The 21,622-nt window shown below is 71.4% G+C and carries 16 protein-coding genes; 9 read left to right on the top strand and 7 right to left on the bottom strand.

What is annotated here, in order from left to right:
• Nucleotides 1-48: 48 nt before the first annotated feature.
• The 7 genes from ybeY to EIM47_RS07060 all read left to right on the top strand — a co-directional run bounded on the left by ybeY (nt 49) and on the right by EIM47_RS07060 (nt 6,722).
• Nucleotides 49-540, top strand: coding sequence for an rRNA maturation RNase YbeY (ybeY, locus tag EIM47_RS07090; protein ID WP_019397759.1), 492 nt, complete (start codon nt 49-51; stop codon nt 538-540).
• Between the two features lie 3 nt (nt 541-543).
• Nucleotides 544-1,113: a hypothetical protein gene (locus tag EIM47_RS07085; RefSeq protein ID WP_028915845.1), complete on the top strand. Its 570-nt coding sequence runs from the start codon at nt 544-546 to the stop codon at nt 1,111-1,113.
• Nucleotides 1,114-1,158: 45 nt separating this feature from the next.
• Nucleotides 1,159-2,043, top strand: coding sequence for a transporter associated domain-containing protein (locus EIM47_RS07080; protein WP_019397761.1), 885 nt, complete (start codon nt 1,159-1,161; stop codon nt 2,041-2,043).
• Nucleotides 2,043-3,212, top strand: coding sequence for a DUF4105 domain-containing protein (locus EIM47_RS07075; RefSeq protein WP_125076532.1), 1,170 nt, complete (start codon nt 2,043-2,045; stop codon nt 3,210-3,212). The genes EIM47_RS07080 and EIM47_RS07075 overlap by 1 nt, the downstream gene beginning before the upstream one ends.
• A 43-nt stretch (nt 3,213-3,255) precedes the next feature.
• A complete protein-coding gene (locus EIM47_RS07070) occupies nt 3,256-4,260 on the top strand; it encodes a magnesium and cobalt transport protein CorA (RefSeq protein ID WP_125076531.1) in 1,005 nt (334 codons plus the stop codon).
• Nucleotides 4,261-4,396: 136 nt separating this feature from the next.
• The gene (locus tag EIM47_RS07065; RefSeq protein WP_125076530.1) at nt 4,397-6,487 is read left to right on the top strand and encodes a carbon starvation CstA family protein; all 2,091 of its coding nucleotides are present in this window, start codon (nt 4,397-4,399) and stop codon (nt 6,485-6,487) included.
• 10 nt (nt 6,488-6,497) lie between these two features.
• Nucleotides 6,498-6,722, top strand: coding sequence for a CstA-like transporter-associated (seleno)protein (locus EIM47_RS07060; protein WP_019397765.1), 225 nt, complete (start codon nt 6,498-6,500; stop codon nt 6,720-6,722).
• A gap of 570 nt (nt 6,723-7,292) precedes the next feature.
• Here the strand turns inward: EIM47_RS07060 and EIM47_RS07055 are convergent.
• The 4 genes from EIM47_RS07055 to ssb all read right to left on the bottom strand — a co-directional run bounded on the left by EIM47_RS07055 (nt 7,293) and on the right by ssb (nt 13,465).
• Nucleotides 7,293-8,552 (bottom strand): DUF819 family protein, encoded by a 1,260-nt coding sequence (locus EIM47_RS07055; RefSeq protein WP_125076529.1) that lies wholly within the window; start codon nt 8,550-8,552, stop codon nt 7,293-7,295.
• Nucleotides 8,553-8,626: 74 nt separating this feature from the next.
• A complete protein-coding gene (locus tag EIM47_RS07050) occupies nt 8,627-10,720 on the bottom strand; it encodes a S9 family peptidase (protein ID WP_125076528.1) in 2,094 nt (697 codons plus the stop codon).
• Between the two features lie 110 nt (nt 10,721-10,830).
• Entirely contained in the window at nt 10,831-12,783 is a 1,953-nt protein-coding gene (locus tag EIM47_RS07045) for an oligopeptide transporter, OPT family (RefSeq protein ID WP_019397768.1), read from the bottom strand.
• Nucleotides 12,784-12,961: 178 nt separating this feature from the next.
• Nucleotides 12,962-13,465 carry a single-stranded DNA-binding protein gene (ssb, locus tag EIM47_RS07040; RefSeq protein WP_028915853.1) on the bottom strand — a complete coding sequence of 168 codons (504 nt, stop codon included), beginning with the start codon at nt 13,463-13,465 and terminating at the stop codon, nt 12,962-12,964.
• Nucleotides 13,466-13,842: 377 nt separating this feature from the next.
• Between ssb and EIM47_RS07035 the strand changes: the two genes are divergently transcribed.
• Entirely contained in the window at nt 13,843-14,850 is a 1,008-nt protein-coding gene (locus EIM47_RS07035; RefSeq protein WP_019398783.1) for a polyprenyl synthetase family protein, read from the top strand.
• Between the two features lie 108 nt (nt 14,851-14,958).
• On the opposite strand, the gene murD is transcribed toward EIM47_RS07035, so the two are convergent.
• The 3 genes from murD to EIM47_RS07020 form a co-directional block, all read right to left on the bottom strand.
• A complete protein-coding gene (murD, locus tag EIM47_RS07030) occupies nt 14,959-16,347 on the bottom strand; it encodes a UDP-N-acetylmuramoyl-L-alanine--D-glutamate ligase (protein ID WP_125076527.1) in 1,389 nt (462 codons plus the stop codon).
• Nucleotides 16,328-17,683 carry a UDP-N-acetyl-alpha-D-muramoyl-L-alanyl-L-glutamate epimerase gene (murL, locus tag EIM47_RS07025; protein WP_125076526.1) on the bottom strand — a complete coding sequence of 452 codons (1,356 nt, stop codon included), beginning with the start codon at nt 17,681-17,683 and terminating at the stop codon, nt 16,328-16,330. The genes murD and murL overlap by 20 nt, the downstream gene beginning before the upstream one ends.
• 198 nt (nt 17,684-17,881) lie before the next feature.
• The gene (locus EIM47_RS07020) at nt 17,882-20,506 is read right to left on the bottom strand and encodes a bifunctional aspartate kinase/diaminopimelate decarboxylase (RefSeq protein ID WP_028915855.1); all 2,625 of its coding nucleotides are present in this window, start codon (nt 20,504-20,506) and stop codon (nt 17,882-17,884) included.
• 221 nt (nt 20,507-20,727) lie between these two features.
• Between EIM47_RS07020 and EIM47_RS07015 the strand changes: the two genes are divergently transcribed.
• Entirely contained in the window at nt 20,728-21,588 is an 861-nt protein-coding gene (locus EIM47_RS07015; RefSeq protein WP_019398779.1) for a PhzF family phenazine biosynthesis protein, read from the top strand.
• The last annotated feature ends 34 nt before the right edge of the window (nt 21,589-21,622 follow it).

The raw sequence follows: 21,622 nt of genomic DNA, 5'->3' as shown, positions 1-21,622 counted from the left end.
GGCCGCCGCGCGCGATACTGCGCGTCCATTCCCGTCGATCCTGCAGCCATGACCAAGGGCCCCGTCCGTCTCGATGTCGCGGTGAGCTACGCGGTGCCGCGCGCCGGCGTGCCCGCCGCGCAGAGCTTCCGCAAGTGGGTGGCCGCCGCGCTGGCCGGACGCATCCGCGAGGCCGACCTGGCCATCCGCATCGTCGACGCGCCCGAGGGCCAGGCACTCAACCGCCACTACCGCGGCAAGGACTACGCCACCAACGTGCTGAGCTTCCCGGCCGAGCTGCCGGAAGGCCTGCCCAAGGGGGTCAAGTTCCCGCTGCTGGGCGACCTGGTGATCTGCGCGCCGGTGGTGGCGCGCGAGGCGGCCGAGCAGGGCAAGGCCCTGGCCGCGCACTACGCCCACCTCACCGTGCACGGCACCCTGCACCTGCTGGGCTGGGACCACGAGGACGACAAGGAGGCCGAGGCCATGGAACAGCTGGAGCGGGAGATCCTCGCCAGCCTGGGGCTGCCGGACCCGTACGCGGCCGAGCGCGGGGACTGAGCCGTGTCCACGCGCCTCCCCGCCGCCGCCCTGCTCCTGGCCCTCGCCCCGGCCGCCGCCGCCGATCGCCCCGCCGCCCCCGACCTGGGCGCGCTGATCGAGTGCCGCGGCTCGTACGAAGCGTTCATGCAGCTGGCGCCGGTCCAGGCCGACCCGCTGGCCGCGGTCGCGCTCGGCTGGCGCCCGCAGGCCCAGGCCAACCCGTTCATGCTCGAGTACCGGCTCAACACCCCGGTCGAGGTGTTCGGGCACCGCACCGACCACATCGCCCTGGCCGGCGACGCCATCCTCGCCGTGCTCGACCTGGGGGACCCGCGGGTGCTGGCGCGGGAACTGCGCCTGGAAACCGGGATCGACACCCCGCAGAAGGCCCTGTTCGGGCTGGAGGTGCGGGCCGAGGAGGTTGCCGCGGAGGACGGCGGCTGGATCGAGTCGGCCGTGATCAACGTCTCGAACGTGGACTCCCACCCGGGCAAGACCCTGGCCGGCTGCAGCTACAGCCGCGATCCGCTGGAACCCGGGGAGCCCGCGCCTGCGACCGGCGCCTCGCCCGGCGTCGCCCTTCCACGCTAGACTGGGACCCAACGCCCCCGCATCGGGGCGCCGTTTCCACCCCAGATGTCAGAAGACGACAGTAGCAGCCACCACGCTTCCGAGCCGCACGAGCGGCGACGCAACTGGCTCGAGCGCATCAGCGCCGCCTTTTCCGGCGAACCCGACACCCGCGAGGACCTGGTCGCCCTGCTGCGCGACGCCCAGGGCAACGGGCTGATCGACGCCGACACCCTGCGCATGATGGAAGGCGCGCTCTCGGTCTCCGAGCTGACCGTGGGCGACGTCATGGTGTCGCGGTCGCAGATGGTCTCGCTTTCGGCCGACGCGCCCTTCTCCGAGCTGATCGCCCAGGTGGTCGAATCCGGCCACTCGCGCTTCCCGGTGCACGGCGAGGACCGCGACGAGATCCTCGGCATCCTGCTGGCCAAGGACCTGCTGCGCGGCGTGGCCGCCAACCGGGGCCCGTGCGAGATCAACCCGCTGCTGCGTCCGGCGGTGCTGATCCCCGAATCCAAGAAGCTCAACGTCCTGCTCAAGGAGTTCCGGCTCTCGCGCAACCACATGGCGATCGTGGTCGACGAGTACGGCGGCGTGGCCGGCCTGGTCACCATCGAGGACGTGCTGGAGCAGATCGTCGGCCAGATCGACGACGAGCACGACGAGGCCGCCGACGACAGCGCGCTGATCGCGGTGCAGGCCGACGGCCAGTACATCGTCGACGCGCTGACCCCGATCGGCGACTTCAACCAGCGCTTCGGCGCGGACTTCCCCGACGACGAGTACGACACCATCGGCGGCCTGGTGACCGAGGCCATCGGCCACCTGCCCGAGGTCGGCGAGGAGCTGACCTTGGACCGCTTCGCGTTCCGCGTGATCCGCGCCGACGCGCGTCGGGTGCGCGCCTTCCAGGTCGGCGTGCTGCCGGCCGAGACGGTGGACGGGCACTGATGCCGGCGCGTGCCTGGGCCGCCCTGCTGCTGGCCGGCCTGCTGGCGCTGCTGGCCCCGGTGGCCGCGGCCGCGCCCCGCATCGGGGTGCTGACCATGCAGCCGGGCGAGGTGTTCTTCGAGCGCTTCGGCCACGACGCCATCGTCGTGGCCGACCCGGCCAGCGGCGAGGCGGTCTCGTACAACTTCGGCTACTTCGACCCAACCGAGCCGGACTTCGTCGCCCGCTTCGTGCGCGGCGAGATGATGTACATGCTGGTGGCGCTGCCGCTGGAGCAGGACCTGGAGCAGTACCGCCAGTCCGGCCGCGGCGTGACCCTGCAGTGGCTGGACCTGGAGCCGGAACAGGCGCGCGCGCTGGCCGCAAGCCTGGCCGAACGCGCCCGTCCGGAGAACGCGCGCTACCGCTACGACTACTTCACCGCCAACTGCGCCACCCAGGTGCGCGACGCGCTCGACCAGGCGCTGGGCGGTGCGCTGCGCAGCCAGCTGGCGGGACGTTCACGCGGCAACACCTACCGCAGCGAGGCGGTGCGCCTGGCGCGGCCAGCGCCGTGGATGTGGCTGGGCTTCGACCTCGGGTTGGGCCCGTACGCCGACCGCCCGCTGTCGCGCTGGGAGGAAGCCTTCGTGCCGATGCGCCTGGCCGACAGCCTGCGCGAGGCGCGCCGGGCCGACGGCCGCCCGCTGGTGCTGTCCGAGCACGAACTGCTGCCGCACCTGATCGCTCCCGAGCCCGTGGAGCGCCCGCGCCGGGTCTGGCCCTGGCTGCTGGCCGGCCTGGCCGGGGCCGTCGCGATCCTCGCCCTGCGCCGCCGCCCGCGTGCGCTGGCTGCCTTCGCCGCGCCGCTGTGGCTGCTGTGCGGCATCGGCGGCGCGCTGATGGCCTTCATCTGGCTGGGCACCGCGCACGAGGCCGGCTGGGCCAACCGCAACCTGTTCCTGCTCGACCCGCTGTGCCTGCTGCTGCTTCCCGGCGCCTTCGCCCTGCTGCGCGGACGCGTGCCCGGGCGCTTGTTCCGGGCGTTGCCGTGGGGCGTGGCCGCGATCGCCTGCCTCGGCTGGGTGCTGCAGTGGCTGAGCCTGCAAGCGCAGTCCAACCAGCCGTGGATCGCGCTGCTGCTGCCGCTGCACCTGGCGCTGGCACTGGCGCTGGGCCGCCGCGCCTGAGCCGGGCTTGCCGGCGGCACGGGCAGCCCGCAGGATGCCGCGCATGAGCACGCCCTCGCCCCTGCCCGCCTGCGTCCTGGCCTGCGCCTGGTACGACGGCGACGGCCAGCGCCAGGACCTGTCGCTGGAAGAGGTCGGCCAGCGCATCGCCGGGCAGGCCCCGGGCTTTGCCTGGATCGGCCTGTACGAACCGGCGCACGAGATCCTCGCCCGGCTGCAGGCCGCGCTGGGCCTGCACCCGCTGGCGGTGGAGGACGCGGGCAAGGCGCACCAGCGGCCCAAGGTCGAGGCCTATGGCGACACCCTGTTCCTGGCCGCGCACACCGCGCAGATGGACGGGGGCCGCATCGCCTACGGCGAGACCCACGCCTTCCTTGGCCGGCGCTTCCTGCTGACCGTGCGCCATGGTGCCTCGCTGTCCTACGCCCCGGTACGCGCGCGCCTGGAACGCGAGCCGGAGCTGCTGCGCCCCGGGCCGGCGATGGCGCTGTACGGCGTGCTCGACTTCATCGTCGACAACTACGCCCCGATCGTCGATGCCCACCGCGACACCCTGCACGCGCTGGAGCGCGACATCTTCTCCGATACCTACCGCCGCGAGATCGTGGTGCGCCTGTACGACCTCAAGCGCGAACTGACCAACATGCGGGTGTCGGTGTCGCCGCTGCAGGACGTGCTGGCCCAGCTGGTGCGCAGCCAGGCGGCGCAGGGCCAGCTGGTGCCGGAGGACGTGCGCCTGTACCTGCGCGACGTGCACGACCACGTGGTGCGGATCAACGACGCCATCGACAGCCTGCGCGACATGCTCGGCACCGCGCTGAGCGTGAACCTGTCCATGGTCACGCTCGCGCAGGGCGAGACGGTCAAGCGCCTGGGCGCCTGGGCCGCGCTGCTGGCCGCGCCGACCCTGGTCACCAGCTGGTACGGCATGAACTTCGCGCACATGCCCGAGCTGGCGCCGCGCTGGGCCTACCCGGCGCTGGCGGCCGGCGTGGGCCTGGTGTGCGTGGTCCTGTACCGTTTGTTCAAGCGCGCACGCTGGCTGTGAACACACCGCGACAACATCCGCGGTGGAATCCTCGCGCCGCCGGGTAAGACCAAAGTCGAAGCCGCAGGGGCGGCAGGCGCATTGACGGTCCCGGCACGCAGGACGACCCTTGTCGTACCCCCGCCGGAGACAACACATGAAGGCATTCTCGAAGGTTGCGTGGGCAGCGCTGGCGCTGCTCGGCGCGTTCTGCCTGGCCACGATCGCGCTGCGCCGCGGCGAGCAGATCAACGCCTTGTGGATCGTGGTGGCAGCCGTATCGATCTACCTGGCTGCATACCGCTTCTATGGCCAGTTCATCGCCAACCGGGTCATGGGACTGGATCCCACCCGGGCCACGCCCGCCGTGCTGCACAACGATGGCCTGGACTACGTGCCGACCAACAAGCACGTGCTGTTCGGCCACCACTTCGCCGCCATCGCCGGCGCAGGCCCCCTGGTAGGCCCGGTGCTGGCTGCGCAGATGGGCTACCTGCCCGGCCTGCTGTGGCTGGTGGTCGGCGTGGTGCTGGCCGGCGCGGTGCAGGACTTCATGGTCCTGTTCATCTCCTCGCGCCGCGACGGCCGCTCGCTGGGCGACCTGGTGCGCGAGGAGATGGGGCGCATCCCCGGCACCATCGCCCTGTTCGGCGCCTTCCTGATCATGATCATCATCCTGGCGGTGCTGGCGATGGTGGTGGTCAAGGCGCTGGCCGAAAGCCCGTGGGGCATGTTCACCGTGATCGCGACCATGCCGATCGCGATCTTCATGGGCATCTACATGCGCTACATCCGTCCCGGCAGGATCGGCGAGATCTCGGTGGTCGGCCTGGTCCTGTTGCTGGCCGCGATCTGGCTCGGCGGCCAGGTCGCCTCGCACCCGACCTGGGGCCCGGCCTTCACCTTCAGCGCGACCCAGATCACCTGGATGCTGATCGGCTACGGCTTCGTCGCCTCGGTCCTGCCGGTGTGGCTGCTGCTGGCGCCGCGCGACTACCTGTCCACCTTCCTCAAGATCGGCACCATCGTCGCCCTGGCCATCGGCATCGTGATCGTGATGCCGGAACTGCGCATGCCCGCGCTCACCCAGTTCGCCGCCAGCGGCGACGGCCCGGTGTGGAAGGGCGGCATGTTCCCGTTCCTGTTCATCACCATCGCCTGCGGCGCGGTGTCCGGCTTCCATGCCCTGATCAGCTCGGGCACCACGCCCAAGCTGCTGGCCAACGAGGGGCACGCCCGCTACATCGGCTACGGCGGCATGCTGATGGAGTCGTTCGTGGCGATCATGGCCCTGGTCGCGGCCTCGATCATCGACCCGGGCGTGTACTTCGCCATGAACAGCCCGGCGGCGGTGATCGGCGCGGACGCAGCTTCGGCCGCGGCCCACATCACCCAGCAGTGGGGCTTCACCATCACCCCGCAGGACCTGGAGGCCACGGCCGCCGCGATCGGCGAACCGACCGTCCTGCACCGCGCCGGTGGCGCGCCCACGCTGGCGGTGGGCATCGCCCAGATCCTGCACGAGGCCATCCCCAGCGGCAGCGACGCGATGATGGCGTTCTGGTACCACTTCGCGATCCTGTTCGAGGCGCTGTTCATCCTCACCGCGGTGGACGCCGGCACCCGCTCCGGCCGCTTCATGCTGCAGGACCTGCTGGGCAACTTCATCCCGGCGCTGCGCCGCACCGAGTCCTGGGGCGCCAACATCATCGCCACCGGTGGCTGCGTGGCACTGTGGGGCTACCTGCTCTACACCGGCGTGGTCGATCCGTTCGGGGGCATCCAGACCCTGTGGCCGCTGTTCGGTATCTCCAACCAGATGCTGGCCGGCATCGCGCTCATGCTGGGCACGGTGGTGCTGTTCAAGATGAAGCGCGACCGCTACGCCTGGGTCACCGCCCTGCCCGCGGCCTGGCTGCTGATCTGCACCACCTGGGCAGGCCTGATCAAGATCTTCGACAGCAACCCGGCGCAGGGCTTCCTCGCCCAGGCACGCAAGTTCCAGGACGGTATCGCCTCCGGCCAGGTGCTGGCCCCGGCCAAGAACATGGACCAGATGCACCAGGTGGTGACCAATGCCTACGTCAACACCGGCCTGACCGTTCTGTTCCTGCTGGTCGTGTTCTCGATCCTGTTCTACTCGATCCGCGCGATCCTGGCCGCTCGCGCCAACCCGGCGCGCACCGACCGCGAGACCGCCTACGTCGCGCTCACCGCGGAGCAGCAGGCCGCGCAGGCCTACCTGTAAGGAGGAGGCCATGGGTACCCAGCTCGTCCCCGTCGCCCACTACGCCACGCACAAGCGGGTGTGGCGGCGGCTGGTCCAGACCGCGCGGCTGTGCTGCGGCATCCCGGACTACGACAACTATGTCCGGCACATGCTGGAGAAGCATCCGGACAAGGAGCCGATGGATTACAAGACCTTCTTCCGCGAGCGGCAGGAAGCCCGCTACGGGGGCCGCAGCGGCTTCCGCTGCTGCTGAGGGTCGGAGGCAGGTGAACCCGGGAGGGCGAAGCGAAAGCTTCGCCCTTCTTTTTTTCCAGGCACTCCTGCCCTGCCGTGTTGCTGTCATTCCGCCCGTTGCAGCGAACCTGGCATCGCCGCCACGGCGGCGCAGTGGAGGCCGTACGCCCGGGCGAAGCGAGACATGGGCCCTGCTCCGCCGTTGCGGGAAGCGCAGGGCACCGGCCGGCGCGGCCGGACGGCGAGGGGTTCGGGTTGGCGTTCTTCTTTGTTATTTCCAGGCAGCCATTCGGCGCCGGGAAGCGCCTCTTTGCACGGGCAAGGAAAAGTGACTCGCCAGCCGCGAAGCGGATGGCAAAGCATGTTTCGATGTTACCCGTGCCTTTGCAGCACGCGCAGCCCGGAGCCGCGGGACGAATCTGGGCGGGGCCGCCTTTGTCACGGGCATCCCCGGGTGCGCTTCGCTTACCCGGGCTACGGAAGAACCGCTTCGAGCCCCTTGTCGCGCGGCACGAGGGGCCACGAACGCCGCAAAAAGAAAGGCGAAGCCGAGGCTTCGCCTTTCCGGTGCGCGCGTCGGAGCGACGGCTTACTGCCCTGCCATCATCCGCAGGATCTGCCCCAGCCAGTACGCGATCATCGTGCCGGTGGCATAGCCCACCGTGCCCAGCAGCACGCCCACCGGGGCCAGCGTCGGATGGAAGGCCGCCGCCACCACCGGCGCCGATGCGGCGGCGCCGATGTTGCCCTGCGAGCCGATCGCGAAATAGAACAGCGGCGCCCGGACCAGCTTCGCCGCGCCCCACAGCACCAGGATGTGCACGGCCATCCAGACCATGCCCAGGGCCAGCAGGCCGGGCCGCTCGGCCAGGCGGGTGAAGTCCATCTGCATGCCGATGCTGGCGATCAGGAAGTACAGGCACGCGCTGCCGATCTTGGCCATGCCCGCGTTCTCCAGCCGCCGCACCGGGGTGAAGCTCAGCCCCAGGCCGGCGAAGGTGGCCAGCAGCACCACCCAGACGAAGGCCGAGTCCAGGCTGTACTGGCTGGCATTGGCTACGTGCGCGCCGAACCAGGCGGCCACCGGCGCGGACACGGCGTGGGCCGCGCCGACGATGCCGAAGCCGATGCCCAGGATCACCATCAGGTCGGTGAGGGTCGGGATGCGCGCGTTGGCCGCCTCGTAGGCCTCCAGCCGCGTCTTCATCTCGTCGATGGCCGAGGTGTCGGCGCCGCTGCGCGCATCGATCGTCGCCGCGCGCCCGGCCAGGAACAGCAGCACGGCCATCCAGCTGTTGGCGATGGCCACGTCCACCACCGCGAACTGGCCGAACAGGGTGGCGTCGACCTGGTACACCTCGCGGATCGCCACCATGTTGGCGCCGCCGCCGATCCAGCTGCCGGCCAGCGCCGCCATGCCCTTCCACACCTCGCCGGCCACGACGTCCGGCCAGAACCACTGGAACAGCTGGAAGGCCACGATCGCGCCCAGGAACAGGCCGAAGGTGGCGGCGCAGAACACGAACAGCAGCCGTGGACCGAGCCTGAGCACGCCCTTCAGGTCGATGGTCATGGTCAGCAGGACCAGGGCCACCGGCAGCAGCACGCGGCTGCCGATCGGGTTGTAGACCGCGCCCTGGCTGCCGTCGATCAGGCCAACGGTGTTGTAGATCGCCGGCACGAAGTAGCACAGCAGCAGCGCCGGCACCCAGGCGAAGAACTTCCTCCAGAACGGGGTGGGCCCGCTGGCCAGCCAGAAGATCAGGCCCAGGGTGGCCGCGATCAGGCCGAACACGACGATGTCGTTGGTGATCAGGGCAGTCGACGTTTCGGCGGTTTCGGGCGCCATGTACAACTCCGTTGCTTGCGGTGCGGGGGGCCGCGCAAAGCGGAAAGCCGGCTCGCGCCGGCTTTCCGTCTGGTTCACTGGCCGATGTGCTTCTTCAGCCAGGCGTTGACGGTGTCGTGCCAGAGCACGCTGTTGGCCGGCTTGAGCACCCAGTGGTTCTCGTCCGGGAAGTACAGCAGCTGCGACTCGATCCCCTTGCGCTGCAGCGCGGTGAAGGCGGACAGGCCCTGGTCCACCGGCACGCGGTAGTCCTTCTCGCCCTGCACCACCAGCATCGGCACGCGCCACTTGGCGACGTGGTTGACCGGGTTGAACTTCTCGAAGTTCTCCGGCTTGTCGTACGGGGTGCCGCCGTTCTCCCACTCGGTGAACCACAGCTCCTCGGTCACGTAGCCCATGGCGCGGGTGTCGAACACGCCGTCGTGGTTGACCAGGCACTTCCACGGCGAGCTTCCATCGGACTCGAACCAGTTGCCGGCGATCCAGTTGATCATGTAGCCGCCGTAGCTGGCGCCAAGGGCGCAGGCGCGGCCGCCGTCCAGGAACGGGTACTTCTGCTGCGCCGCGGCCCAGCCCTTCTGCAGGTCCTCCAGCGGCTTGCCGCCCCAGTCGCCGCTGATGGAATCGGTGAAGGCCTGGCCGTAGCCGGTGGAGCCGTGGAAGTCGATCATCACCACGGCGTAGCCCTGGCCGGCGTAGGTCTGCGGGTTCCAGCGGTAGCTCCAGCCGTCGCCGAAGCTGCCCTGCGGGCCGCCGTGGATCAGGAACGCCACCGGGTAGCGCTTGCCTTCCTCGTAGTTCCACGGCTTGACCACGTAGCCGTGCACGGTCTCGTTGTTCCAGCCGGCGAAGGTGAACTGCTCGTACTCGCCGAAGGCCACCTCCGGCAGCATCTCGCCCGCGCTGGGGGTGATGGCGCGCTGCGCGGCCGGGCTGGACAGCGCGGCGGTGAACAGCTGGTCGCCACTCTTGAGGGAGTTGCGGGTGAAGGCCAGGGTGTCGCCGGCGATGTCGAAGGCGGAGATGCTGCCCTCGCCCACCACCTGCTCGACCTTGCCGCTGGCCACGTCCACCGCGAACAGCGGGTGCTGGCCCAGGTGCTGGGCGGTGGTGTAGATGGTCTTGCCGTCGGCGGACAGCACGATGCCATCGGCGCTGCGGTCCCACGTCGGCGCGATCTCGCGCACCTTGCCACTGGCCAGGTCCATCGCCATCAGGCCGAAGCGGTCGGCCTCGAAGCCCGGGCGCTTCATCGCGCGGTAGTACAGGGTCTTGCCGTCGGCGCTGAACACCGGGCCGGTGTCCCAGGCCGGGTTGGAGGCGGTCAGGTTCTTCAGCGGCTGGCCGTCGCGGTACAGGTACAGGTCGAAGTTGGTCGACCACGGCTCCTGGCGGTCGGCCACGCGCATGGAGAACACCAGCGACTTGCCGTCCGGCGACCAGGTGTACTCGTCGGAACCGCCGAACGGACGCGACGGCACGTGGCCCACCGGGTCGTTCTTCGCCGCGCCCACCAGCACCGGTGCCGGCGCCTTGTCGCCGTTGGCCGGCGTGGTCACGAACAGGCGGCTGTGGCGGCCGTCGGCCCAGGTGTCCCAGTGGCGCACGAACAGCTGCTCGTAGAGCACGCCGCTGGTCCTGGACTTCTCGCGCTCGTCCAGGCGCGAGACCGTGCAGTCCAGGTCGGCGCCGCAGTCGGGGAACACGTCCATGCTCACCGCGATGCGCTTGCCGTCCGGGGAGACCTTGTAGCTGCCGATGTCCAGCGGATAGCGGGTCAGCTGCCGCGGCTGCCCGCCGGTGACCGGGATCGAGTACAGCTGCTGGGTGCCGTCCTTCGCGCTGAGGAAGTACACCGACTGGCCATCGGCGGAGAACGCGGGCGAGTTGACGCTCCAGCCTTCCGGGGTCAGGCGCCTGGGCGGTGCCAGGTCGCGGGTGCGCAGGTCGCGGATCCACAGGCCGGTGCTGGCCTTGCCCAGGTCCTCGCCGATCTCGCGCTTGGCGAACACCACGCGCGCGCCGTCCGGCGACAGCACCGGGGAAGAGACGCGGTCCAGCTTGTGCAGGTCGCGGACGTCGAAGCCGCGGGCGGCCTCGGCCTCGTTGGCCACGCCGAGGACGAGCAGGCCGGCCAGGGCCAGGGCGAGGGGCGTGCGTGCGGACATCGGGGACTCCTTGGAATGAAGGCGATCCCGGATGCTAGGCAGCGCCGCCGGGCCGGCGCAAAGGCGGAAGGTCATGCCGGCCTTCCGCCCGGTTTGCCGAGCCTGCCGGCTCAGCCCGCCTGTTCTGCGCGCTTGCCGGTGCGGTACAGCAGCCAGCCGACCAGGGCCAGCACCACCAGGCCCACCCACTGCCCGGCGGCGCCCAGGTCCACCGGCAGCGCCAGCACCTCGGCGTCCTGGCTGATCACGATCGGCAGGGCGATGCCGATGCCCATCAGCGCCTCGCCGGTGATCAGGCCGGCCGAGAACAGCACGCCGGGACGGTGCACGCGGTCCAGCGCCGCCTCGTCGTCGGGGCTGGCCTTGTGGAAGCGCTCGACCAGGTGCGCCAGCAGGCCGCCGAGGAAGATCGGCACCATCAGTTCCAGCGGCAGGTAGATGCCGATGGCCGCGGCCAGCACCGGCACGCGGAAGCGCTTGCCGGTCTTCTTCAGCCAGCCGTCGATCGCGATCACGATCGCGCCGATCACCGCGCCGATGCCGATCATGGTCCACGGCAGCTCGCCGCCGAACAGGCCCTTGGCCACCGAGGCCATCAGGTTGGCCTGCGGCGCCGGCAGGGTCTTGGAGCCGATGCCGTAGGCCTCCTGCAGCAGGTTCAGCACCGGGGCCATGATCAGCGCGCAGGAGAAGGCGCCGATGCCCAGCATCAGCTGCTGCTTCCACGGGGTGGCGCCGACCAGGTAGCCGGTCTTCAGGTCCTGCAGGTTGTCGCCGCCCACGGCCGCGGCGCAGCACACCACCGCGCCGATCATGATCGCCGCGACCGCGCCCAGCGGCGCGCCGCCGACCTGGGCCTGGCCGTCGGCGCCCAGCAGCACCAGCAGCACCACCGAGGCGAACAGGATGGTGGCGATGGTGATGCCCGAGACCGGGTTGTTGGACGAGCCGACCAGGCCGGCCAGGTAGCCGGACACGGACACGAACAGGAAGCCGGCCGCGATCATGATCAGGGTCATGGCCAGGCTGGCCACCCAGAAGCCGACGATGGCGTGGTACAGCAGCCACAGCGGCACCACGAAGGCCACCAGCGCCACCAGCATCCACTTCATCGGCAGGTCGCGGTCGGTCTCGGCGATCACCGCGCCGTGCATCGCGCCCTTGCGCGCGGCGGCGAAGCCGCTCTTGATGCCGGCCAGCAGGGAGTTGCGCAGCGAGAACAGGGTCCACACGCCGCCGATCAGCATCGCGCCCACGCCCAGGAAGCGGACCTTGGCCGACCAGATGGCGAAGGCCGCGTCAGCCGCCGGTGCACCGGCAATCGCGCTGGCCAGGGCCGGATCGCTGTCGAGGAAGAAGGCGTGGTACAGCGGGATGGCGATGTGCCAGGACAGGATCGCGCCGGACAGCACCACGATGCCCACGTTCAGGCCGACGATGTAACCCACGCCCAGCAGCGCCGGCGACAGGCCGGTGCCGAGATAGCCGATCACCTTGTTGTTGGCGAAGTAGCCGGCCACCGCCCAGCTGTCCGGGATCAGGCGCAGGCCGTTGGCGGCGGCCAGCTTGACCAGGCCACCGATGGCGGCGGAGATGCCGAGGATCTTCAGGCCCGGGCCGGGATTCTCGCCGGCCTTGAGCACTTCGGCCGCGGCCTTGCCCTCGGGGAACGGCAGCGGCTCCTCGACGATCATCGTGCGCCGCAGCGGCACCGAGAACAGCACGCCCAGCAGGCCGCCGAGGCCGGCGATGCCCAGTACCCACCAGTAGTCGAAGTCCGGCCAGTAGCCCATCAGGACCAGGGCGGGGATGGTGAAGATCACGCCGGCGGCGATCGACGAGCCGGCCGAGGCGCCGGTCTGGACGATGTTGTTCTCCAGGATGGTGCCGCCGCCCAGCAGGCGCAGCACGCCCATGGACACCACCGCCGCGGGGATCGCGGTGGCCACGGTCAGGCCGGCGAACAGGCCGAGGTAGGCATTGGCCGCCGACAGCACCACCGCGAGCACGATGGCGAGGACGACGGCGCGGAAAGTCAACTGTGGCGTGCCCGGGCCGGCCATTCTGTTACCCCTGCATACAAAGAGGCCGCCACGTTATCGGCCCCGGGGCGGCAGGTCCAGTACCGGTGCCGTCCCTTTCCGGACCGGCAGGCGCACAAACGCGGCGCGGACGGCCAGGGCCGTCCGCGCCGGGACATTCCGGGACCGGGCCGGCGCCGCCGGGGCGGCGCGGGCCGGCTCAGAACGGGATGTCGTCGTCGGCGAAGCCGTCGTCGAAGCCGCCCGCCGCCGGGGCGGCCGGGGCCGGCGCCGGGGCGCTGCGCTGGCCGCCACCGTACTCGCGGCGCGGCGGGGCGCTGCGCTGCGGCCGGTCGCCGCCGGCATAGCCACCCTCGCCGCCACCGCCGCCACGGCCACCGAGCATCTGCATCTCGTCGGCGATGATCTCGGTGATGTAGCGCTCCTGGCCGTCCTGGCCGGTGAACTTGTCGTAGCGGATCGAGCCTTCCACGTAGCACTGCGAGCCCTTGCGCAGGTACTCGCCGGCGATCTCGCCGAGCTTGCCGAAGAACTTCACCCGGTGCCACTCTGTGCGCTCCTGGGTGTTGCCATCGCGGTCCTTGCGCACGCTGGTGGTGGCCAGGCGGATGGTGGTCACGGCCATGCCGGACTGCGTGTACTTGGTTTCGGGATCGTCGCCGAGGTTGCCGACCAGGATCACCTTGTTGATGCCGCGCGCCATAGTTCTGATTCCGTGTGCAGGACCCGACCGGATCCGGGGAAGGTAGGAGAGTATAGCCGCCCCTCCCGCGCCATCGCCGGAGAGCGGATCCTTGCGTAGGGATATTCCGCAGGTGCGTGCCGATCCCTGCGCCCGGCCCCGCGTTGCCCGCCCGTGGCCGGCGGACCGCCCCGCTTCCGTCGCGGCCAGCCTGCCCCTGCCCACGCTCCGGCCCAAGGCAGGACCACGCGCTGCGCGTTCAGGTATCCGAACGCGCAGCGCGCCCCGCGCCAGGCAGGCACCGGTCCGAAGGGCGCGCCAGTGGCCAGCCCCCCCCTGCTTGGGGCTGCCCGCTGCCGGCGGCTTATAATTCCGCGCCTGTATTCCAGGCGGCCAGCATGGCAGACCACTTCAGCTCCCCCTCCTACGCCTCCCTGCCCCAGATCCAGGCCCTCGCGGCCGCCGACATGGCCGCGGTCGACAGCCTGATCCGCACCCGCCTGGCGTCGGACGTGGTCCTGATCAACCAGATCGCCGAGCACATCGTCTCGGCCGGCGGCAAGCGCCTGCGCCCGATGCTGGTGGTGCTGGCCGGGCAGGCCACCGCTGGCAGCTTCGGCACCACCGCCGACCACCACCAGCTGGCGGCGATCATCGAGTTCATCCACACCTCCACCCTGCTGCACGACGACGTGGTCGACGAATCCGACCTGCGCCGCGGCCGCAGCACCGCCAACGCGATCTGGGGCAACGCCGCCAGCGTGCTGGTCGGCGACTTCCTGTACTCGCGCAGCTTCCAGCTGATGGTCGAGCTGGACCGGATGGAGGTGATGCAGGTGCTGGCCGACACCACCAACCGCATCGCCGAAGGCGAGGTGCTGCAGCTGCTGCACGTGCGCAACCCGGACACCGACGAGGCCGCCTACCTGCGCGTGATCGAGCGCAAGACCGCGGTGCTGTTCGCCGCCGGCACCCGCCTGGGCGCGCTGGCCTCCAATGCCGACGCCGCCACCCAGCAGGCGCTGTACGACTACGGCATGGCCCTGGGCTATGCCTTCCAGATCGCCGACGACGTGCTCGACTACACCGCCGATGCCGCCACCCTGGGCAAGAACCTCGGCGACGACCTGGCCGAGGGCAAGGCCACCCTGCCGCTGATCCACGCCATGACCCATTCCGGCGAGGCCACCCGCCAGCGCCTGCGCCAGATCGTGCAGGAAGGCGACACCTCGGCCATGGACGAGGTGCTGGCCGCGATCCGCGCCACCGGCGGCCTGGAGTACAGCCGCAAGCGCGCGATGGACTACGCCGCCGAGGCCGAGGCGGCGCTTGCCGGGCTGCCGGAGAGCGAGGCCCTGCAGGCGCTGCGCGGCCTGGCCCGCTACGCGGTCGAGCGCAGCCACTGATCCCCGGGGCCGCCGCGCGGCCCATCCCTTTGCACCTGCGCGCGCGGCCCGTCCGCGCGCCGCACCGCGGCTTGCCGCCGTGCACCCCCGCGGCCCCGGCTACGTCGCTCAGGCCACGCCAAGCCCGGGAATGGCGCTGATGCCGTCCGGATCGAACCCGGCCAGGGCCGCGAAGTGGCGGCCTCGCTCGGTGTAGTCGCGATAGGCGCCGAAACTCGGCGCGCCCGGCGACAGCAGGACCAGGCCGCGGCCGGCCAGCAGCCGCTGCGCGCGGGCCACCGCGTCGGCCAGGTCGTCGGCCGCTTCCAGCGCGAACAGGCCCTCGGCGGCCAGCGGTGCCAGCAAGTCATGGATGCGCGGGCCATTGGCGCCCATGGTGACCACCGCCCGTGGCGGCTGCGCACGCAGGCGCTCGGCGAAGCCGTGCCAGTCCAGGCCGCGGTCGTGGCCGCCCAGCAGGATCGCCACCGGCGAGCCGCGATGGCAGTCCAGCGCCGCCAGGCTGGCGTGCGGGGTGGTGCTGATCGAATCGTTGACGTAGCCGATGCCGTCGCGCTCGCCCAGCCACTGCAGGCGGTGCGGCAGCGGGCGGAAGTCCATCGCCGCCGGCGCCAGCGGCGCGGCGTCCACGCCCAGCGCCTCGATCGCCGCCAGCACCGCGCACAGGTTGCCGCGGTTGTGGCGCCCGGGCAGCGGCACGGCCGCGGTGTCGAACACGAAGGCGTCGCCGCGGTACAGGGCGTCGTCGCGCAGGTGCCAGCCGTCCTCGCGGTTGAACCACACGATGCGGCTGTCCGGAAGCTGCAGTCGCGCCAGGCGCGGATCGGCGGCGTTGAGCACCGCGGTGCGCGGCCGCGCTCCGGTGACCAGGCGCAGCTTGTCCTCGATGTAGCGGTCTTCGCTGCCGTGCCAGTCCAGGTGCTCGGGGAACAGGTTGAGCACCACCGCCACCTCCGGATGCGCACCACTGCGGGCGACGTCGCCGGTCTGGTAGCTGGACAGTTCGATCGCCCAGAACTCCGGCGCCGGTTGCGGATCCAGTACTTCGAGCAATGGCAGGCCGATGTTGCCGGCCAGGGCGGTGCGGTGGCCGCCGGCGCGCAGCAGGTGGGCCAGCAGCGAGGTGGTGGTGCTCTTGCCCTTGGTGCCGGTCACGCACACGGTGCGTGCATCGGCATGCTCGCCGAACCACAGCGTGGTCCCGCCAATGAAGCACGTGCCGCGCGCGGCGGCGGCCAGGGCCTCGGGCTTGTACGGGCTGATGCCCGGCGACTTCACCACGATGTCGAACGCGGCCAGCGCATCGGCATCGACCTGGGTGCGCGGCTGCAGCAGCGGATCGCCCAGGCCGGCGACGGTGGCCGCCTCGGCCTCGTTGCAGAACAGCGCCAGCGGCAGCTGCGGCAGCCGCGTGCGGACCGCCTTCCAGGCGGCGCGGCCTTCGCGCCCCCAGCCCCACAACGCGACGCGCCGTCCCTCAAGCTGCGAAATGCGCACTCACCCGCTCCCACAGCGCGGCCGGCACGCGGTGCTCGCCACCGGCCTGCAGCAGCGGTTCGATCGCCAGTTCCGCCGGATCCAGCTGCGGCCGGATCTCGCGCGCGTAGCGCGCCACCAGCGCGTCCTCGCGCCATTCGGCACGGCCGGCCAGCTGCTCCATCGCCGCGCGCGATTCCCTGCCCTCGCCCACGCACTCGAACGGCTTGTGGTCCTGGAACTCCAGCAGCGCGTCGTAGCCGGCGGCCTGGCCCGGATCGTCCAGCAGGTTGCGCCCGAAGATCCTCACCAGCCGGGGCTTGGGCATGAACGGTGCCAGCGCCAGGAACACGAAGTGGCACTTCGGGCACAGCCCGCACCAGCGCTGCGCCGGCTTTTCGCCGAGGATGTGGAAGTTGCGGTTGCAGCTGGAGAAATGCGCGTCGTAGCGGTCGCTGCGCGCGAACTGCCGCGCCACCGCCAGCTCCGACAGCGGGCGCAGCAGCGAGTAGTAGTGCAGGTCGGCCGCAACCACGCGCTCGACGTGCTCGCCGAAGGCCTGCTCGAAGGCCCAGCCCTTGGACCACTGGTGGTTCACCTCGCCGGTGCCCGGGATCAGGCTGCCGTAGCTGGCCGAGCGCTCGTTGGAGAACACCACCTGGCCGTGGCCGGTGAGCAGCGCGGCCAGCACCAGGATCGCCGAGTTCACCGCGGTCACCGGGATATGGCCGTTGTACGCGCCCTGGCGGTTGATCTCGAACAGCGCCGGCGCCAGCGCGCGACCGATGTTGAGCGTGGCCAGGCCGGTGCGCTCGGCGCAGGTGCGGATCAGCTGCGAGCCGCCGATCCAGGCCACGGTCTGCTCCACCCCGGCGGCGCGCAGCGCCTCGATGCTGACCAGCGAGTCCTTGCCGCCACCGATGGCCACCAGTGCGCGTTCCGGCAGCCCGGCGGCCGGTGCCTGCCCGGTTGCGGCGCCGTCACGCGGGAAGCGGATGCGCCCGCGCAGGTCCAGGCCGTTGCGGTAGGCGAACTCGCCCAGGCCGTTGAGGTACACCTGCTCCATCAGCGCGGCGGTGGCCTCGTCGATGGGGTAGCCGTCGATCCGGATCTGCGGCGGCACCGCGGCCTTGTAGTAGCTGACGCCCGCGACCAGGTGCAGCAGGCGCAGGGCCTGTTCCACCGCCGCGGCGCGGGTGGCGTCCAGCGCGAACGGGGCGCCGGGGATGGTGACGGTTTCCACCAGCTCCGGGCCTTCGTCGAAGGCGTAGGCCAGCTCGGCCACGCCGGTCGCCGGGTCGAAGCCGCAGCGGACGAAGCGGAAAACGCGGATGGAATCGCGGTCGAATGCAGTCATGCAGGATCCAGGGTGGAGCACGCCGGGCGCCGCGGTGCGGGGCCGCCAGGCAGGAAATCGGGGGTGGCGGCCGCGCCGCGGCCCGCCACGGAAGCCGCCAGCGTAGCGCCAAGCGCGGCCGAAGGCAGCCTTGACCGCCGCGCGCCGGGGCCACGGGCGGCGCCGGCCACGGCGGCGGCGCCCGGGAGCAGGCCCGTGTCAGGCCACGGGCCCATCGATCACGTCCTCCGGCGGCAGCTCGCGCAGGTTGTAGCGGCTGGCCATGGCATGGCCGTAGGCGCCGGTGTCGGCCAGCAGCATCACGTCGCCCGGGGCGGTGTCGCGTGGCAGCCGGCGGCGCTTGCCGAACAGGTCGCTGGACTCGCAGATCGGGCCGACCACGTCGAACTGGCCATCGGCCGGGGCATCGATCCGCTGCAGGTTCACGATGTCGTGCCAGGCGTCGTACATCGCCGGGCGCACCAGCGCGTTCATGCCCGCGTCCAGGCCCACGCGCACGATGCCGTCCTTCTCCACCACCTGGGTGGCGCGCGCCAGCAGCACGCCGGCCTCGGCCACCAGGAAGCGGCCCGGCTCGACCACCAGGCCGAACGCCGGGTGCACCGCGCGCACCTCGGCCAGGCTCGCGGCCCAGGCCTCCAGGTCGAACGGTTCGTCGTCCGGCGCGTACGGGATCGGCAGGCCGCCGCCGATGTCCAGGGTCGCCACGGTGCCGATGCGGCGGGCGAAGCCGGCCAGCTCGTCGCACATCTGCCGCCAGTGGCCCATGTTCTCCACCCCGCTGCCCAGGTGCGCGTGCAGGCCGGTGATGACGATGCCAAGCGCGCGCGCCTCGGCCACGAACTCGTCCACCCGCTGCGCGGACAGGCCGAACTTGGCCTCCTTGCCGCCGGTGTTGACCTTCTGGTGGTGGCCGTCGCCGTGGCCCAGGTCGATGCGCAACCACAGCGAGCGGCCGCGGAAGGTCTCCGGCCAGTTGCGCAGCAACTCGACGTTGTCGACGGTGACGGTCACGCCCAGCGCCAGCGCCTGCTCGTATTCCCCGCGCGGGGCGAAGCTGGGGGTGAACAGCACCCGCGACGGCTCGATCCCCGGCACCGCGGCGAACACGTGGTGCAGCTCGGCCAGCGACACGCACTCCAGGCCGAAGCCCTCCTCCGCCAGCACCTTGAGGATCGCCGGGTGCGGATTGGCCTTGATCGCGTAGTAGCGGCGGTCCACCGCGGCCACCGCCTGCAGCTGCCGCGCGCGCTCGCGCACGGTCGGCAGGTGGTAGACGTAGCGCGGCGTGCCGGCTTCGGCCAGCTGCAGCAGGCGCGGCCGCTCCAGCTTCCACCACGGCTGCGGGCGCGGCCGCACCGCGCCGTTGATCTCGCGCCAGCGCGGGCCGAACACCTCGGTTTCCTGCACCGGCATGGCGCCGCTGTCGATCAGCGCTGCGTGCAGCTGCGGCAGCAGGCCGTCGGCGTCGGCCTCGTCGATCACGAAGGTCAGGTTCAGGTCGTTGGACGACTGCGAGATCATGTGCACGCGCTCGTGCACGAAGCTGGAGAACACCTCGGACAGCCGGTGCAGCAGCGAGCGCATGCCGCGGCCGACGAGGGTGATGGCGGCGCACGGCACGATCACCTTCACCCGCCCGATCTTCCCCAGGTCCTCGGCCAGCGCCGAGAGCACGTTCTGGCTCAGCAGGTTCTCGCTCGGATCCAGCGACACGGTGACGTTGGTCTGCGAGGTGCCGATCATGTCCACCGACAGCCCGTGCTTGCGGAACAGCGCGAACACCTCGGCCAGGTAGCCGACCTGCTGCCACATGCCGATGTCCTCCACCGACACCAGGACCACGCCGTTGCGGCGGCTGATCGCCTTCACGCCGGCCACGGTGGCGGCGCTGCGGTCGATCACCGTGCCTGGCAGCTCCGGGCGCTCGGTGTCCAGGATCGCCATCGGCACGCCGGAGTCGCGGCATGGCTTGATCGAGCGCGGGTGCAGCACCTTGGCGCCGGTGGTGGTGATTTCCTGCGCCTCGGCGTAGCCCAGGCGGCTGAGCAGGCGCGCGTCCGGGACCTCGCGCGGGTTGGCGCTGAACATGCCGGGCACGTCGGTCCAGATCTCCACGCGGCTGGCGCCCAGCAGCGCGCCGAAGTACGCGGCCGAGGTATCCGAACCGCCGCGGCCGAGGATCGCGGTGCCGCCGTCCTGGTGGCGGGCGATGAAGCCCTGGGTGATGAGCACGCGCGTGGGCTGCCGCGCGAAACGCGCGCGCCAGTCTCCGTCGGACTCCCAGTGGCAGTTCACCGACAGCCGCTGCGCCCACTCGCTCTGGTTCGGCTGCGGCGGCAGCGCGCGCAGCCAGTCGCGCGCGTCCATCCAACCGATGTCCAGTCCCTGCTTGCGCAGGTAGGCCGCGCCCAGGGTGGACGAGAGCAGTTCGCCCTGGGCCAGCACCTCGGCCTGCCAGTCCAGCGGCCGGGTCGCGGCGCGCGGGTCCTCGAGCAGGCCGCGCAGCACGGCCAGGCGCTCGCCCAGCGCCACGTCGGCATCCAGCTCCAGTTCGGCGAGGAATTCGCGGTGGCGCGCTTCCAGCGCGGCCACGCGCGCGGCGGCGTCCTCGCTGCCGTCGGCGATCGCGGTCAGTTCGTTGGTCACCCCCGACAGCGCCGATACCACCACCAGCACGCGGCCGCCGGTGGCCTCGGCCCGCTGTTTCGCCAGTTTGCCGATCGTGTCCCAGCGATGGCGGCGGGACACCGAGGTACCGCCGAACTTGAGGACGATCCAGCCGCCTTGGGCGGCGTCTTGCGCGGGCGAAGCTGCGGACATTGAGTTGGCTTGACCACCCGACCACCGGGCATGAGCCGCCGATTCTAAGCGCAATCCACGCGCATCCCGGGCGCGCCGGCGCACTTCGTTGCAGCTTCCATCAGGCTGCGGGAAGCGTCACACCGGCAACCATTCCCCGCCACGCCCGAGGCATCGCGCGCGCACTCGCGCAGGCATGCACGCTGCGCCTAACCTGCTCTTCCCCACCGAGGACGCCTGCCATGCCGACCCGCCGCTTCCTGCAGCTCGACGTGTTCGCCCATGCCCCCGGCGCCGGCAATCCGCTGGCGGTGATGCTCGACGCCGAAGGCCTGGACGAGGCGCGCATGCAGGCCTTCGCCGCCTGGACCAACCTCTCGGAGACCATCTTCTTCCTGCCACCGACCACCGCGCAGGCCGATTACCGCGTCCGCATCTTCACCCCGGTGATGGAGTTGCCGTTCGCCGGGCATCCCAGCGTGGGCGCGGCCTGGGCCGCGGTGGATGCCGGCCTGGCGCGCCCGCGCGCCGGGCGCCTGGTGCAGGAATGCGCCGCCGGCCTGCTGCCGGTGCGTGCCGACCAGGCCGGCGACGCGCTGCATCCGGCGGTGCGCAGCCCGCGTGCGCAGCGCCGCGACCTGGCCGCGCCGGACTGGCTGCTGGCGGACACGGTGTTCGGCGCGCGCCGCGGCGCGCTGCCGCCGGCGCTGTGGAACAACGGCCCGGACTGGTGGCTGCTGGAACTGGCCGATGCCGCCGCGGTGCGTGGCCTGCGGCCGGACCTGGGCGCGATCGCGGCGCTGCCGGGCAAAGGCAAGCTGGCGGTGTTCGCCCCGGGCGACGGCGAGGCCGACCTGGTGGTGCGCGCCTTCGCACCCGGCGTCGGCATCCCGGAGGACCCGGCCACCGGCAGCGTCAACGCCCTGGTCGCCGCCGCCCTGCACCGGGCCGGGCGCCTGCCCGGCCGCGGCGGCCGCTACCTGGCCAGCCAGGGCCGCGAACTGGGCCGCGATGCACGCCTGCGGCTGGAGGTCGACGGCGACGGCGAGGTCTGGGTCGGCGGCCCGGTGCAGGCGGTGATCCGCGGAACGGTGGACTGGTAATCTCGGGCGCCCTGCCCACCCCCGAGGTTCCCCG

Source organism: Pseudoxanthomonas sp. SGT-18, assembly GCF_003931645.1.
In the GTDB taxonomy this organism is placed as follows: Bacteria; Pseudomonadota; Gammaproteobacteria; order Xanthomonadales; family Xanthomonadaceae; genus Pseudoxanthomonas.
This window is presented reverse-complemented; position numbering and strand designations above follow the sequence as displayed.

Excerpts from the sequence above, each read along its gene's own strand:
- ybeY (WP_019397759.1), top strand. The coding sequence starts at position 49 with ATGACCAAGGGCCCCGTCCGTCTCGATGTCGCGGTGAGCTACGCGGTG.
- EIM47_RS07080 (WP_019397761.1), top strand. The coding sequence starts at position 1,159 with ATGTCAGAAGACGACAGTAGCAGCCACCACGCTTCCGAGCCGCACGAG.
- EIM47_RS07075 (WP_125076532.1), top strand. The coding sequence starts at position 2,043 with ATGCCGGCGCGTGCCTGGGCCGCCCTGCTGCTGGCCGGCCTGCTGGCG.
- EIM47_RS07070 (WP_125076531.1), top strand. The coding sequence starts at position 3,256 with ATGAGCACGCCCTCGCCCCTGCCCGCCTGCGTCCTGGCCTGCGCCTGG.
- EIM47_RS07065 (WP_125076530.1), top strand. The coding sequence starts at position 4,397 with ATGAAGGCATTCTCGAAGGTTGCGTGGGCAGCGCTGGCGCTGCTCGGC.
- EIM47_RS07060 (WP_019397765.1), top strand. The coding sequence starts at position 6,498 with ATGGGTACCCAGCTCGTCCCCGTCGCCCACTACGCCACGCACAAGCGG.
- EIM47_RS07055 (WP_125076529.1), bottom strand. The coding sequence starts at position 8,552 with ATGGCGCCCGAAACCGCCGAAACGTCGACTGCCCTGATCACCAACGAC.
- EIM47_RS07050 (WP_125076528.1), bottom strand. The coding sequence starts at position 10,720 with ATGTCCGCACGCACGCCCCTCGCCCTGGCCCTGGCCGGCCTGCTCGTC.
- EIM47_RS07045 (WP_019397768.1), bottom strand. The coding sequence starts at position 12,783 with ATGGCCGGCCCGGGCACGCCACAGTTGACTTTCCGCGCCGTCGTCCTC.
- ssb (WP_028915853.1), bottom strand. The coding sequence starts at position 13,465 with ATGGCGCGCGGCATCAACAAGGTGATCCTGGTCGGCAACCTCGGCGAC.
- EIM47_RS07035 (WP_019398783.1), top strand. The coding sequence starts at position 13,843 with ATGGCAGACCACTTCAGCTCCCCCTCCTACGCCTCCCTGCCCCAGATC.
- murL (WP_125076526.1), bottom strand. The coding sequence starts at position 17,683 with ATGACTGCATTCGACCGCGATTCCATCCGCGTTTTCCGCTTCGTCCGC.
- EIM47_RS07020 (WP_028915855.1), bottom strand. The coding sequence starts at position 20,506 with ATGTCCGCAGCTTCGCCCGCGCAAGACGCCGCCCAAGGCGGCTGGATC.
- EIM47_RS07015 (WP_019398779.1), top strand. The coding sequence starts at position 20,728 with ATGCCGACCCGCCGCTTCCTGCAGCTCGACGTGTTCGCCCATGCCCCC.